14 protein-coding genes and 1 riboswitch are annotated in these 13107 nt (G+C 31.4%); of the genes, 2 read left to right on the top strand and 12 right to left on the bottom strand.

Features of this window, described 5'->3' with window-relative positions; genetic code table 11:
• Nucleotides 1-68 precede the first annotated feature (68 nt).
• The 9 genes from PTZ02_RS14665 to PTZ02_RS14705 all read right to left on the bottom strand — a co-directional run bounded on the left by PTZ02_RS14665 (nt 69) and on the right by PTZ02_RS14705 (nt 7077).
• Nucleotides 69-395, bottom strand: coding sequence for a MazG-like protein (locus PTZ02_RS14665; protein ID WP_274228548.1), 327 nt, complete (start codon nt 393-395; stop codon nt 69-71).
• A gap of 32 nt (nt 396-427) precedes the next feature.
• Nucleotides 428-988: a DNA-3-methyladenine glycosylase I gene (locus PTZ02_RS14670; RefSeq protein ID WP_274228549.1), complete on the bottom strand. Its 561-nt coding sequence runs from the start codon at nt 986-988 to the stop codon at nt 428-430.
• A 71-nt stretch (nt 989-1059) separates the two neighbouring features.
• Nucleotides 1060-1545 (bottom strand): GNAT family N-acetyltransferase, encoded by a 486-nt coding sequence (locus tag PTZ02_RS14675; RefSeq protein WP_274228550.1) that lies wholly within the window; start codon nt 1543-1545, stop codon nt 1060-1062.
• A gap of 110 nt (nt 1546-1655) precedes the next feature.
• Nucleotides 1656-2579 (bottom strand): S66 peptidase family protein, encoded by a 924-nt coding sequence (locus tag PTZ02_RS14680; protein WP_274228551.1) that lies wholly within the window; start codon nt 2577-2579, stop codon nt 1656-1658.
• 201 nt (nt 2580-2780) lie between these two features.
• Nucleotides 2781-3671 (bottom strand): MSCRAMM family protein, encoded by an 891-nt coding sequence (locus PTZ02_RS14685; RefSeq protein ID WP_274228552.1) that lies wholly within the window; start codon nt 3669-3671, stop codon nt 2781-2783.
• A gap of 1 nt (nt 3672) precedes the next feature.
• Entirely contained in the window at nt 3673-4536 is an 864-nt protein-coding gene (locus PTZ02_RS14690) for an MSCRAMM family protein (protein ID WP_274228553.1), read from the bottom strand.
• 188 nt (nt 4537-4724) lie between these two features.
• The gene (locus tag PTZ02_RS14695; RefSeq protein WP_274228554.1) at nt 4725-6203 is read right to left on the bottom strand and encodes an Lsa family ABC-F type ribosomal protection protein; all 1479 of its coding nucleotides are present in this window, start codon (nt 6201-6203) and stop codon (nt 4725-4727) included.
• Nucleotides 6204-6657: 454 nt separating this feature from the next.
• A complete protein-coding gene (locus PTZ02_RS14700; RefSeq protein ID WP_274228555.1) occupies nt 6658-6837 on the bottom strand; it encodes a hypothetical protein in 180 nt (59 codons plus the stop codon).
• A 45-nt stretch (nt 6838-6882) separates the two neighbouring features.
• The gene (locus PTZ02_RS14705) at nt 6883-7077 is read right to left on the bottom strand and encodes a hypothetical protein (RefSeq protein ID WP_274228556.1); all 195 of its coding nucleotides are present in this window, start codon (nt 7075-7077) and stop codon (nt 6883-6885) included.
• 266 nt (nt 7078-7343) lie between these two features.
• On the opposite strand from PTZ02_RS14705, the gene PTZ02_RS14710 reads away from it, so the two are divergent.
• Nucleotides 7344-8753, top strand: coding sequence for a PQQ-dependent sugar dehydrogenase (locus tag PTZ02_RS14710; RefSeq protein WP_274228557.1), 1410 nt, complete (start codon nt 7344-7346; stop codon nt 8751-8753).
• An 86-nt stretch (nt 8754-8839) separates the two neighbouring features.
• On the opposite strand, the gene PTZ02_RS14715 is transcribed toward PTZ02_RS14710, so the two are convergent.
• From PTZ02_RS14715 to PTZ02_RS14725, 3 genes are all read right to left on the bottom strand, one after another.
• Nucleotides 8840-10330, bottom strand: coding sequence for an NCS2 family permease (locus tag PTZ02_RS14715; protein WP_274228558.1), 1491 nt, complete (start codon nt 10328-10330; stop codon nt 8840-8842).
• Between the two features lie 127 nt (nt 10331-10457).
• Nucleotides 10458-10560: riboswitch (purine riboswitch) on the bottom strand.
• Between the two features lie 251 nt (nt 10561-10811).
• Nucleotides 10812-11651 (bottom strand): hypothetical protein, encoded by an 840-nt coding sequence (locus PTZ02_RS14720; RefSeq protein ID WP_274228559.1) that lies wholly within the window; start codon nt 11649-11651, stop codon nt 10812-10814.
• 117 nt (nt 11652-11768) lie between these two features.
• The gene (locus PTZ02_RS14725) at nt 11769-12134 is read right to left on the bottom strand and encodes a MerR family transcriptional regulator (RefSeq protein ID WP_274228560.1); all 366 of its coding nucleotides are present in this window, start codon (nt 12132-12134) and stop codon (nt 11769-11771) included.
• Between the two features lie 105 nt (nt 12135-12239).
• On the opposite strand from PTZ02_RS14725, the gene PTZ02_RS14730 reads away from it, so the two are divergent.
• Complete coding sequence (locus PTZ02_RS14730) at nt 12240-13091, top strand: patatin-like phospholipase family protein (protein ID WP_274228561.1); 852 nt, start codon at nt 12240-12242, stop codon at nt 13089-13091.
• Nucleotides 13092-13107 lie beyond the last annotated feature (16 nt).

Genomic DNA, 13107 nt, shown 5'->3' on the forward strand with positions numbered 1-13107 from the left:
TATTTTTAAGTATAGAGAAACGTCGGAATTTTATTTCTAATTACCGACGTTTCTCTAATATGGCTTATTTAGATATTTAAGTGTTTCTCTGTCTTTAATATAAATTTTTCTACTGCTTCATTTATATCTATATTCATGCGTTCAGCTAAAATTATTAACCACCATATGCACTCTCCTAGCTTGTGTTCTAGTTCCGATACATTATCTCCATTTATTGGCCAACGTCCTTGATTCGCCATAGTAAGGCGACCTACTAATCCAGCATCAGTAAGAAAAGCCAAAGCATCTTCCTCTACTGTCCACTCTTTTTCATGATAATTCTTTTCTAACTTATGATACATTTTTCTTATTTGCATGGAACGTTCTACAACTTCACTAAAATTTATGTCTTTCATTTTATATCTCTCTTTCTATGAAAATTTATATACTATCTATTCAGAGAATGAAATGGACATGTTCTTTTGTGATCATCTACCATTCCAATTGCTTGCATAAATGAATACATGGTTACTGGGCCTACAAACTTGAAATTACGCTTCTTTAAGTCCTTACTTATTTGTTCAGAAATACTATCTTGAGCTGGAACACTAGCTTCTGATTCCCAGTTATTTATTACAGGTTTAAAATCAACATACTTCCATAGGTAATTAGAAAAGCTGCCGAATTCTGACTGTATCTTAATAATCTCCAGTGCATTATTTCTTACAGATTTAAGCTTTAGTAAGTTTTTAACCACATTATATTCTTCTCTTATTTTTTCTAAATCATCGTCGCTTAACCTTGAACAATACTCAATATCAAAATTCTTAAATGCTTTTCTATACTCCTCTCTTTTAGAAAGTACTATATTCCAAGAAAGGCCTGACTGTGCTCCTTCTAATGTAAGCATTTCAAATATGTATGAATCATCATGACTTGGTATACACCACTCATTGTCATGATATCTTCTCATCATTTCACTATTTCCTGGCCATGAACATTCACCCAAAGTTAATTCCTCCTAATTATTTATGATATATTTCTATTATATTTATTTAAACCTGACGACTGCATGTCATGTTATCTAATTAATTTCAAATATCTAATCTGATCTCTATTATCTATAAACACCCTATCAACCATTTCAAAACCCACACTTTCATAAAACTTACGAAGCTTTGGTCTTGAAGTACCACAATTAAGTCTTAAAGAACTTACACCTTGTTTTTTGCATAATAACTCAGCAGATTCAATTATTTTTTTACCATAACCCATTTTACTATATTCTCTACATACCGATAGCTTATGTAGAATTCCTGATTCCATCTTATTTAATTCACTCCAAAAAAGAGGGTCATACCATTGTAAAATATAGACTCCAATCAAAATTTCATTATCATAACATAACTTCATTTCATCAATATCATATTTCTTCAGCAGTGCATTAGGAGTTAAATCATCCAACTTCCACATTGATTTATTTGTTAAATCCAACCACCTTGCTGATTCACTTAGAACTTTAGAAAATATGTCAATATTATTTTGAGTTACCTTAACAATTTCCATATAAATATTTCCTCCATACTATTAATTATATATCTTTTTTTATAAATTAAGCGCAAAGAAACCGTAAAATTCAATTCTAAACTTTACGGCATTCTATAATCACTTATTTTCTATTCATGTACTGTTGGTTCAAGTATTGTAAGTGTATTATCATAAGTATTAAGATTAGCTTGAGCACCTATAGGTATAGCCATCTTAAATCTACCATGACCTGTTGCTAAATTGGTCATAAGAGGCTTATTAAGTGGTATCATAACTTCATTAATTAAATCTTCATAATTCTTATCATATGCAGGCTCACATAATGAACATTGACCCATGATTATACCTGCACAATCTCTAAACTTACCTGCTAGTCTTAAATGATTTATATACCTATAAACTGTATTAATTGGTTCATGAACCTCTTCAAGTAAAAGTATCTTACCACTTGTATCAAGTTCAAATGGAGTTCCAAGATTTCCTACAAAGGATGCAAGATTACCTCCTATTATTGGACCTGTTACATTTCCAGGAACCCTGCTTACTAATTGTCTTCCTGGAGGATTCTCAAGTTTTCTTGGTGAGGTTACAGTTGATGTTGCTGTAAAGAATTGGTTGAAGTTATATGCAGGAGTTGTAGGTCTAAAATCAATTAACATAAGACTATGAAATGTAATCAAATTAGCCCATCTATATAAGGCATTTAGTAAAATTGTTATATCACTATACCCAGTAACAATTTTAGGATTCTGTGCGATAAAGGGATAATCAAGATATGGTACTATACCTTCCACCCCTACTCCACCTCTTGAAGGCATAATCGCCTTAACATTGGGATTTCTAAACATCTCCATTAAGTCTGAGGCTCTTTCTTGCTCTGATGCTGCAAGATACCCACTATAAGAATATACATATTTACCCAAAACCACACTAAAGCCCATATTCTCAAGAGTCTTTATGCGCTCATTAATGACATTTTCAAACAAAGGACTTCCTAAAGTAACTATTCCAATTGTATCTCCCGGACGTAAAATTTCTGGTCTCGTTGCCATTATAATTCACCTTCTAAATAATTTAATAGTATATAATATATTAACTATATCCAATTTGACATTGGCCTTAGAAGATTTGTATATGATTATAGGTTATATGAAAAATCCCTCAGATTATTTTTCTGAGGGATTATAAAAATCCACTTTTATCTTCTTAGACAAAATATTTGCTCTTTTCAGATCACAAATTAGCACTCTTGTCTAAAGACTATCAGGAATTTCAATATTTTTTTCAAAATATTCTCCATTTTGCAGTTTAGCCTTCACTATATAGTCTCCCCCTTCTATATTGGAAAATAAATAGACCCCATCTTCATTAGTAACTTGCACTTGAACTATCCTTTCATCACCATTATTATCTATTTCATATAAAAATACTTCGGCGTCTGAAACCACAGAGTTTTTTGATGTTATTATTCCACTTATAGTACCTTTATAATCATTGTAGTTTTTTAATAGATATAGGTTCAATAGGGCATATTCATATTTTTCAACACTTATCTCTATAGGCTCTTGCGAATTATATCCATTTCTCTCAACTTCAATGGTATATTTATTAGGAGATACATTATAAATCAAATATTGTCCTCTGCTATTAGAAGTTGTCTTATAAATTACTCTACAACCCTCTTCCAATGGTTTCATAGATATCATAGCATTTGATATAGGTTTAAGGGTTACCTCTTCTAATACTTTTCCATAGACTATTCCGTTTGCCAGTGATGGATGTTTCTTAAGCGTAAGGGCTATTTTAGTAACTTCATCTTTTCTTATTCTAACTTTTCTACTCATGGATGTCATATAGTAATTTGCTGAGGCAATAACTTCATATTCTCCAGGATATAATAAATTCTTAAATTTGAAAATTCCATTTTCATCAGTGTTAGTATGAAATAATGGATTAAAATTTTCATCAAAAACTTTAACGGTTGCATTAGCTATTGGCGCACCTCTGTCTACCACTTTTCCTATTAAGAGAGTATCATAGCAGGGAGGTAACTCTAATAAATCTAAGTTAACAGTAACCTCTTCATTTTCATTTATTACAACTGAATCACTGTCTGTAAGAATATAAACATCTTTTATTATCATCTTATACCACTTGATCCTGTAAGGTTGCTTTAACTCTATAGGTTCCTTGATTTAAACTTCCAAACAAATATCTTCCTGAGCTACTAGTTTTAGTAAGGGCTACAACTGTTTCAACTCCTCCAGAGATTGAATATAATGCTACTACCGCATTGGGAATAGGTTGCCCTGTGGTTTGATTCTTTATAAATCCACTTACTGTTCCTGTATTAGATTGAGGATCAGCTGTTAAATTTACATCAGTAAGCACATAATCTTTGGCTCCAACACTTATTGGAGCTGAATCCTTAGGCTGATAACCTAATTTAGATGCTGAGACATAATAATTGCCTGATGCTAATTCTGTAAATAAATATTGCCCATTAGCATTTGTTGGCGCTATACCAATGAAAGTAGGTGGCTGCCCTTGAACGGTACTATATAAATCTACAATTGCATTTGCTATTGGTAATAACGTATTATTATCTCTTATGATTCCAAATACTGCACCTAGGTTTGCATTTGGATCTGGTTGAATAACTAGACTTACTGTTGAAGATTTATTGGCTTGTATCGTAACAGGTGTAGATGTTGGTAAAATATATCCATCTTTAATTGCAAGTACCTGATAGGCCCCAGCAGCAAGATTCGTAATTGTAAATTGACCATTTCCTCCAGTTGTTGTATGCTCAATTGGATTATTACTTGTATCATATACCTTAACAGTAGCTCCTGCTACTGGGTTTCCACCTGAGGTTACTGCTCCTGTTAAATTTCCGCTATTTGCAAGAGGATTTATAACTAAATTTAAGTCTTCTGTTTTTTCCTCTCTTCCTGTTATATCAAATTGCTGACTATAACCAAGTACATATTCATCTTTTGAAGACATTTTTCTCTTCTCCTTATTTGTATATTTTGTTGTCGAATCATACTATATAATATAAGAATTTAAAGGTATTTGTTACTTTCTACTCATGTAAATGAGACATAATATCTAAATACCTTTAAAATAGTTTTATTTAAAAGTAAATCCCCCAGATTATTTGTCTGAGGGATTATAAAATATTATTTCTATCTTTACAATTTTATAGTCTTTGTTGCAACATTTTCGCAAAATGCACTATCATGTTCAACAAAAAGGATTGTAGGTCTATATTCAATTAGTAATTTTTCAATCTGCATACGAGAAATGACATCAATAAAGTTTAATGGTTCATCCCATATATACAAATGAGCCCTTTCACATAGGCTTCTTGCAATCAATACTTTTTTCTTTTGTCCTCCACTAAAATCTTCAATATCCTTTTCAAACTGTTCTCTTGAAAAATCAAGCTTTATAAGAATAGATTTAAATAGACTTTCGTCAATGCCATATTTATATGCGTACTCAGATAAGTTTCCACTTAAATAAGATGTATCCTGAGAAACATATGAAATAATTAACTGATTATTTTTAACTAACACTCCATTACAAGGAATATCTTCACCTAAAATCAATTTCAATATACTTGATTTTCCGCTGCCATTCTTTCCTTGAATAGCGACTCTTTCACCTTGCTCTACGCTAAAACTTATTCCTTCGCATACAACTCTATCACCATAACAAATAGAGATATCTCTTAGTTCCACTAGCTTACTATCATGAAATTTAAGTGATGATATCTTTAAACTTTCATTGCTTTCAATATTTTTAAGAAGCTTTGATTTCTCCTCAATCATATTTTGTTGCCTGGTTTCTATATTTTTAGAACGCTTCATCATTTTTGCTGCTTTATGTCCTACATACCCTCTATCTATCTTACTTCCTGAATTTGTAGTTCCATATTTGGTGCTTTCAACATTATCTGACCATGATGATGTACGTTTCGCGGCCGCAGAAAGTCTATTAATATCCTTTTTTAATTTTTCATTTTCTGCTAGTTCAAAATTATCTTGTAACTCTTTGTTCTCCCACCACGAAGAGAAATTTCCTTTTTGTATTTCAATATTTGTCTTATTTATAGCCAAAATATGATCAACACAATTGTCTAAGAAGGCTCTATCATGGGATACTAAAATAAATCCTTTCTTTTTATTCAAATAGCCACTAAGTTTTTTTCTAGCTTCAGTATCTAAATGATTTGTAGGCTCATCAATAAGAAGAAATGAGTTTTCCTTTAAAAACATAGCAGCAAGTAATACCTTTGTCTGCTCTCCTTTTGATAGAGTATAGAACTGTCTGTAAAGAACATCATCCTCTATATCTAGCAAGGATAGTTCTTTCATTATTTCCCAATCCATTGAATTAGAGCTAATTTCCCTAATTATATCTATAGTGAAATTTTCTTGGTCCTTAACTTCATAAGGAAAATATTCAAATGTTACACTAGCTGAAATATTTCCAGAGTATTCATAATTTCCAAGCAAAAGATTCATGAAAGTTGTTTTTCCTCTTCCATTTCTACCTGTAAAACCTAATTTCCAATCTGTATCAATTTGAAAACTTACATTTTCAAAAATATTATCATAACTGCCTTCGTATGCGAAGGTCAGATTTGTTACATTTATTAAAGACATCTTTTTGTCCTCCTTTGTAATCTAATTATACAAATGACAAAGTCGGCACAATAGGCGACTAGTATTACTCCATATAAATGTCACCTATAGCATCCGGCTTATATGGAGATTATCATGTGCCAACATAGTATCTTTATCAATCATCATATTATCCCTCCTTTAATTCATAAAAAAATAAGAGCTGCAAGAAACTATTATTCTTACAGCTCATAAATATACTTAATTAAGCTAGTATTATAAAATAACACTAGAGTATATATTAAGAGAAAAAATAACACTTTTCTTGCATAAATAAGTACAACAAAATTAACAGAATAGCTCTGTTTATCTTTTAATAATATTGTACTTTAATAAATTAGCAAGAAAAATTAATCATCTTTTCACCTCAAATTTCATTTTTTTATATTCTAACATTATATGATAAAGAAATCAACAACTACTAATGATATCAGTATTATTCTCTATTAGCACTTGCATTTTTTCTAATATTATAATATTGATTTATAATTTCATCTATTTTTTTCCCAATGGTAATTACATTTTCATTAATTGAATTACCTGCTATTTCTATTTCATATTGAAATCTTGTCTTTAATTCTTCTAATTTTACATAAACTTCATCTTTTGTTTTCATTCAAATATCTCCCTGTATAGTTAATTGTTTTGAGAAGCAGCTCGTCTATCGTTTTTTTGCCGACTTACCTACTTTTCTCACGTTGTTTTGCAAATATAAACTTCCCATTGCCTGACTAAGCATATCTGAAAATGATACCTTCCCATTATTGCTATTTTGTTTTGTATTATATTGGCTAGTATCATTAAATTTTCTCTGTTCGTTATATTTTGCAGCCCCCACAATTGCATTAATTCTCATGTTATCACTTCCTCAATATTATAAATACGTAAGGTATTCTATAATTAATGGGGTAGTAATCCAATTTATAGAGGAGTTACATAATTTAATTTGGAATACATAAAAAAGAAGATTTAGGTACGCCCAAATTTCCATCCTTGGATTCATCCAAAACTGGTACAGAAGATTGTATAATCTATAATCATTCTATACTGTACTGATTTGTACTAATAGGACAGTTCTAATCATATTATTATAAAAAATCAATTAGTAGGAGACTTGATAAGTTGATAAAAGTTAGCTTACGGCCCATTGTTAGCAATATAAACTTACCCACTGTTTTGAAGACAGCCATACTTCCGGGTGAATCAACTGAAAGATTATTTATTGCAACCCAGATAGGAGAAATATTTTACATAGGAAACGGAATTATAAGTACTTTTTTAGATATTCGCCCTAGAATCATAAAATTGGGAGCTTCTAGTGGTGGATATGATGAACGTGGATTACTTGGACTTGCATTTCATCCAGAATTTCATTATAACGGTCTGTTTTATATTCATTATTCAGTTGCTGGAACACAAGGTCCAGGCGCTCTTTCTGAATCTTTTAAGCCTAATCCATGTGACTCTAACACTTTAAACTTAAAATGGCTAAATAGAGAAACTCAATATGATCATATTGACACAGTGGAGGAATGGACTTTACAACCTACTGGTCATCCTCAAAAGCGACGGACATTACTTAATATAAGAAGGCCCTTTTTAAATCATAATGGTGTAAATAGCTTAAACTTTTCACCTGAAACAGGAAAACTCATTTTAACAACTGGAGACGGGGGTTCAGGCTATGATCCTTTTAATTTAAGCCAAAATGACATGGAAATCGCTGGTAAAATAATTGAAATTGATGTATTTAAAAATATTTTTATTGATAATCCTCCCGTTGTTACACGATTTAATGAACTTCCTATTCCTATTCAGGAAACTTTTTCTGTAATAGCTAAAGGTGTTCGTAATATACCAGGCATTTCATTCCAAAAGTTTTATAATCAGTATATAAAATACGTGGGGAATGTCGGACAAGATTTAGTAGAGTCCATTTTTTCGTTCGTTTATTATAAACCAATACCAGTTCCTCAGCTTATTAGTGCTTCTTTAATGAAATCTAAACTTGACCTAGAAGGATTTATTAACTTTGGTTGGCGGGGATGGGAAGGTGCTTTTCCTACTTCGATAATAAATGGTTGTTCTACAGATCCCACTTTAGATGAGAAGACAATAGCCTATTATAATGAAGCATTAGAAACCTCTGTTAGCCGTCTTCAACCTCTAACTAGTTATTTTCATGAAGATCCACGCTCAGATAAGTTTGGAGCTACTGCACTTACAGGAGTTCAATCATATATGGGAAGTGAAATTCCTGATTTAACTGGAAGCGTTGTGTTTACTGATCTGGCTCGAAATGAAAAATCTCTAGCTAAAGTTAGAGGGGTTTTGGCTTGTACCAGGGTAAGATCAGATTGTAAACTAAATGATTTTAATATTATTGAGACCAATTATAACTTTGGATCTCAATCAGCTTATTATGTTAGTTTGGGTACAAATCTCAATCAAACCAAGCTCTATTTAGGGGTTTATGGCTCCATGAAAGTTGCTGATTTTAATCGAGGTACCGTTTTTGAAATTGTTCGCTAATTCCTGAGATAAATACAAAAAAGAAGATTTTAGAATATAAGTTACTACTCTAAAATCTTCTTTATTTTAAATTCTTTAATTATAATCTATAGATTTCTAACTGCTAATAACACGAAATTTAATATAAACAAACCTGTAAATATATAAATAACAGGGTGTATATTCTTTGTTTCTTTCTTAATAATACTTATGATAACAAAGCTTATAAATCCAAATGCAATACCAGTTGTTATACTATAAGTAAATGGCATAAGTGCAATTGTTAGGAATGCAACTGCTGCTACACTGAAATCTTTCCAGTCAATTTCTCCAATTGATGACATCATTAGAATACCAACAATTACAAGTGCAGGTGCTGTTGCAACTGAAGGAATCATTCCAATTACAGGTGCAAATATTAAGCATACAACAAACATAATTGCAGTTACTACTGATGTTAACCCTGTTCTACCACCAGCAGCAATACCTGCTGAGCTTTCAACATAAGTAGTTGTATTAGATGTTCCAAAGAATGAACCTACAATTGTTGCACTAAGGTCTGCAAATAATGCCTTATCTAAACGTGACTTAATTCCCTTACCTTCAAGCATAAGTTTTTCATCTTCTGCATCAAAGATACCTGCACGACGGCCAGTACCAATAAATGTTCCTAGTGCATCAAAAATATCTGTAAGTATAAATGCGATCATTGCAGTAAGTGCTAAGAAGAACTTACCACTATTAGCAAATAGTCCTGCAAAGTCCATTTTAAATGATGTATCTTTAACTGCTGCAATAGAACTTCCTATACCACTTAATGATATATTAGCTGATGAGAAGAATTCATGTGAATCTTTAGCATGGAAGCCGAAAGTTCCTGGGTTTACACCAAAAGAAATTTCGATAAATGTAAGAGCTGTTACTGAAACAATACCAATTAAAATTGCCCCTTTTACTCTTAATACCATCAATATAAGTATTAAAGCAATTCCGAATAGTGCTAACTGTACTGCTGGATTAGAGAAGTTAACAAGTGCTGGAACTGCTGATGAATTAGCAACAACAGTTGCATCTGCTGGAGTCTTACCGAAGAAAAGGTATGTTCCAGGGTCAGAAGTAAATTTTAAAAGACCACTGTCTTTAACACCAATATATGCTATGAATAGACCGATTCCTCCACCTATAGCCTTTTGTAAAACTGCTGGAAGAGAACGGATAATTATCTTACGAAGTCCTGTAACTGTGATAATTATATTTACAACACCACAGATAAATACCATTGCCAAAGCTTCTTGCCATCTAAAGCCCATAGTACCACATACAGTAAAGGTGAAAAATGCATTTAATCCCATACCAGGAGCTAGTGCATAAGGTACGTTAGCGAAAAAGCCCATAACAAATGTTCCAACTGCTGCTGATATAATTGTTGCAACGAATATAGCTTGTGGATTAAACGGATTGTCAGGAGTTCCTGCCAATTGCAATATACTTGGATTAACGAAAATGATGTACGCCATAGTAAAGAATGTTGTAAGACCTGCGAAGATCTCAGTTCTCACGTTAGTCCCGTAATGCTTTAACTTAAATAAATTTTCCATTTCTACAACTCCTAAAAATATAATTTATTGGGAAATTTCGTTATTAAAAAACAAAATAGGCTGAAACACTATTCCAACCTATCGACAAAACTGAATTACAAACTATAAATAAAAATTATAAATCCAAACTCTAAATCAATTTCACGATAGTCGGGTAATTTACGGTCACCCGGTAGAAACTGCCAACCCATATATGTTAGCGATATATCGAACCTATTCAATTAATTAATAAATTTTCCTCTTAAATTATAGTTTAATTTGTCGAACTTTACAAGTGGAATTTTAATTTTTATTCGTAATTTTTATAATTATTTATAAACTTAGTAATAGGTCAGTTCCCAAAATATTTAAGTTTGTTTAATTCATAATATTATAGTCTCCCCTGTTACTACAAAGTAAATTCATACCAAATTATTCTATATAAGTAATGATTACATAATATAAAAAGCTAGGTATATTACTACCTAGCTTTTTACAATAATCACTTTATTAAATACTTCCATATTTCATTGTCTGTTTTTATATTGCCTTTTATGTTCTGATACTTAGTTTCAAATTCTGCATGATCTCCTAGCGCATGACCAGTGCTTATTGAGATTCCCAAGGAGTCATTTGTAAAATACATAAATGTATCAGACTGCTGCTCTGTACCAATATTGTCTAAAGAATCTGCGTTCATAAAGTATTGTTGAATTTCTTCACTAGTATAATGATTTAACACGTCACTATGATATACATGTAACGGCTTAATATCTCCTCTCAAAACCTTATCAGCAAAGTTCTTATCAATATTTATCACATTTTTTAACCTTAGTCTATCTCCAGTATTCATATTGATGTTTGTAGTATAAAACAAACTATTTGGATGTGCTGCATTGCTAACAAAACCAGATCCAGTATATTGAACACTTAAAATATATGGACTTTTCAACGTAATATTATAATCAATATTTAATTCCAATGAACCTAAGGCATCTTTATAGTAATTTAGTACTTTCAAAGCCTCATCTTTCAAAATTGTATTAATCTTTTTCTGCTTATCTATATCATTTAATCCTGAAACTTCTGGATATTTTATATTGTATTTTATTTTATTATCATTTTTCGATGAGCTTAACTTATTTACTTTATAATCAACATTATTTTTAGTTTCTGTTTTCTGCTCAGTATTTCCATTACTAGTACTTTCATTGTTTTGAACTGAAGCATCTGTCGTAGCCGTCTTAGACCCTGCATTATCCTTTGCTTCTTTACCACTACATGCACTTAAACTTAATGCAAGTAGTGAACAAAACAATAATATTATAATTCTTCTTACCATTTACCTTCATCCTCCATTCAGTACATATCATACCATTTTGTTGAACTAATATATATTTTGGGTAACATTAAATGCTCAATAAAATTATGAACAACTTAACCTTTATTGATAAATATCTCAATCAACGTGAAGCTTTGAATTTAATTTGTTTTTCAACATTTTCTTTAACATAACCTCAGTTTTAATTAGGTTTTCTTTCTGCTTTTCCACTTCTAATATCTTCTTTTGTAAAAGTTCAATCTTTGTATCAACAGAAACTGAATTATCATTGTCTTTTTGTATATCTTTAATTTCTGTTAAAGAGAAACCAACGGAATGAACTGTTTTTATCATTAGTAAATATTCAATTATATCTTCAGAATAATTACGATAATTATTTGTCTCTCTACTAACATATTTTTCAGAAATTAACCCTTGCTTTTCGTAAAATCTAATAGTAGAAATAGCTAATCCTGTCTTTTTTGACACTTCATTTATTTTCATAAAACACCTCTTTAAATTCACTTGACTATAAACCTTACTTCATAGTTTATACTATATCTAATCATTTAAACTAGTCAACATAATAAAGTAAATGGAGGGATTATGATGGAAAATACTAAGAAAGAAACTCGAGCAGTAGTATTAGGAGGTGGAGGAGTAACTGGGATGGCTTGGGAGATCGGTATAATTACAGCCTTATTAGAAAAAGATATTGATTTATCAGAGGCTGATGTTATTATTGGAACTTCAGCTGGATCATTTGTTGGTTCTTCACTAGCTAGCGGTTATGATATGAGAAAACTTTATGATTCACAATTTGCCCAAAATATATCAGAGGTGAATACATCAGTGAGCCCTGAGATTATGGGATTATGGGCTGAAGCATTTCGTTCTGGTAAAGATGATACGAAAAAGATTGGGAAGCTATTTGGGGACATTGCGAAAAAATACCCTCCCTATATTTCAAAAGAGACACGTCAGAGAGTTGTAGAATCTAGACTTACTTCAACTCGTTGGCCTCAAAAATTGAAAGTAACAGCAGTTGATGCTGATACTGGAGAACTTCATGTATTTGATGGATATTCAGGAACTACACTTTTAGATGCAGTAAATGCAAGCGGTGCTGTCCCAGGAATCTGGCCACTTGTAAGTTTTAATGAAAAATATTGGATTGATGGAGGAATGGTTTCAAGTACCAATGCCCGTTTAGCTGATGGTTATGATAAAATTGTAATCTTATCACCAATGCCTCAAAAGTATGGTTTAGTTCCAAGCGTTAAAGAAGATGCTTCTGAAATGCAAAAGAACTCAAAGGTTTCTCTTATTATACCTAATGAAGATAGTATTTTAGCAATAGGGAAAAATCCTTATGATCCAAATCATGCAGCCTCATCTGCTAAGGCTGGATTTAACCAAGGAATAAAAGAAGCAGCTGATATTTATAAAACATGGCTATAATTTTTTCATTAGTTAT

This window comes from Clostridium sp. 'White wine YQ' (assembly GCF_028728205.1).
GTDB lineage: Bacteria > Bacillota > Clostridia > Clostridiales > Clostridiaceae > Clostridium_T.

Coding starts and splice junctions, on each gene's coding strand:
- PTZ02_RS14665 (WP_274228548.1), bottom strand. CDS start 395: ATGAAAGACATAAATTTTAGTGAAGTTGTAGAACGTTCCATGCAAATA.
- PTZ02_RS14675 (WP_274228550.1), bottom strand. CDS start 1,545: ATGGAAATTGTTAAGGTAACTCAAAATAATATTGACATATTTTCTAAA.
- PTZ02_RS14680 (WP_274228551.1), bottom strand. CDS start 2,579: ATGGCAACGAGACCAGAAATTTTACGTCCGGGAGATACAATTGGAATA.
- PTZ02_RS14685 (WP_274228552.1), bottom strand. CDS start 3,671: ATGATAATAAAAGATGTTTATATTCTTACAGACAGTGATTCAGTTGTA.
- PTZ02_RS14690 (WP_274228553.1), bottom strand. CDS start 4,536: ATGTCTTCAAAAGATGAATATGTACTTGGTTATAGTCAGCAATTTGAT.
- PTZ02_RS14695 (WP_274228554.1), bottom strand. CDS start 6,203: ATGTCTTTAATAAATGTAACAAATCTGACCTTCGCATACGAAGGCAGT.
- PTZ02_RS14700 (WP_274228555.1), bottom strand. CDS start 6,837: ATGAAAACAAAAGATGAAGTTTATGTAAAATTAGAAGAATTAAAGACA.
- PTZ02_RS14705 (WP_274228556.1), bottom strand. CDS start 7,077: ATGAGAATTAATGCAATTGTGGGGGCTGCAAAATATAACGAACAGAGA.
- PTZ02_RS14715 (WP_274228558.1), bottom strand. CDS start 10,330: ATGGAAAATTTATTTAAGTTAAAGCATTACGGGACTAACGTGAGAACT.
- PTZ02_RS14720 (WP_274228559.1), bottom strand. CDS start 11,651: ATGGTAAGAAGAATTATAATATTATTGTTTTGTTCACTACTTGCATTA.
- PTZ02_RS14725 (WP_274228560.1), bottom strand. CDS start 12,134: ATGAAAATAAATGAAGTGTCAAAAAAGACAGGATTAGCTATTTCTACT.
- PTZ02_RS14730 (WP_274228561.1), top strand. CDS start 12,240: ATGGAAAATACTAAGAAAGAAACTCGAGCAGTAGTATTAGGAGGTGGA.